Origin of the sequence: Bradyrhizobium sp. RT6a (assembly GCF_040547675.1) — a bacterium.
GTDB lineage: Bacteria > Pseudomonadota > Alphaproteobacteria > Rhizobiales > Xanthobacteraceae > Bradyrhizobium.
Window position 1 is genome coordinate 1 of sequence record NZ_JBEPQC010000031.1, and the last position, 1,071, is coordinate 1,071.

At 64.2% G+C, this 1,071-nt stretch carries 1 protein-coding gene; it reads left to right on the plus strand.

What is annotated here, in order from left to right; translation table 11 throughout:
- The coding region (tnpC, locus tag ABIC03_RS39225) for an IS66 family transposase (RefSeq protein ID WP_354066267.1) at nt 1–1,071 on the plus strand (1,071 nt) is incomplete at both ends.

The window sequence follows — 1,071 nt, forward strand, 5'->3', positions numbered from 1 at the left end:
CTGTCGGACAACGAGGCACTGATCGCGCATCTCGAGCTGCGGATCGAGAAGCTCAAACGCGAACTGTACGGGCAGCGCTCCGAGCGCTCGGCACGGCTGCTCGAACAGCTGGAGTTGGAACTCGAAGAACTCGTCACCACAGCGAGCGAGGATGAGCTTGCCGCGCAGGCCGCAGCGGCGAAGACGCAGAACGTCCGCCCCTTCATGCGCAAGAGACCGATGCGCAAGCCATGGCCGGATGACATCGAACGCGAGCGCGTCGTCATTGAGGCTCCAACGTCCTGTGAATGCTGCGGTGGATCGCGGCTGGCGAAGATCGGTGAGGATGTGACCAAGACGCTGGAGGAGATCCCGCGCCGCTTCAAGCTGATCGAGACGGTACGCGAGAAGTTCACCTGCCGCGATTGCGAGAAGATCAGCCAGCCGCCCGCGCCGTTCCATGCCACACCGCGCGGCTTCATCGGCCCACAATTGCTGGCGACGGTCCTGTTCGACAAGTTCGGCATGCATATCCCGCTAAACCGCCAGAGTGCGCGCTTCAAGGCCGAGGGGATCGACCTGCCGTTGTCGACGCTGGCCGACCAGGTCGGGCACGGGACCTTCGCCGTCATGCCGCTCTTCCACTTGATCGAACGCCATGTGCTCGCGGCCGAGCGCCTTCATGGCGATGACACCACCATCCGCATCCTGGCGAAGGGCAAGTGCACGACCGGGCGGATCTGGACTTATGTGCGGGATGACCAGCCGTTCGCCGGGCCTGCGCCGCCGGCGGCGGTTTACTACGCTTCGGGCGACCGTCGCGGCGCGCATCCACAGAAGCATCTGGCCACCTTCACCGGTATCCTGCAGGCGGACTGCTACAGCGGCTTCGAACCCCTGTTCGACCCGAAGAGGAAGGTGCTACCGATCACGCCGGCATTCTGCTTCGCCCATGCGCGGCGGGGCTTCTTCGAGTTGGCTGACATCGAGAAAACCGCCCGGGAAGGCCGCGAGGGCAAACCAGTCTCTCCGATCGCGCTGGAGGCGGTCAGACGCCTTGACGCGTTGTTCGAGATCGAACGCGCCATCAAC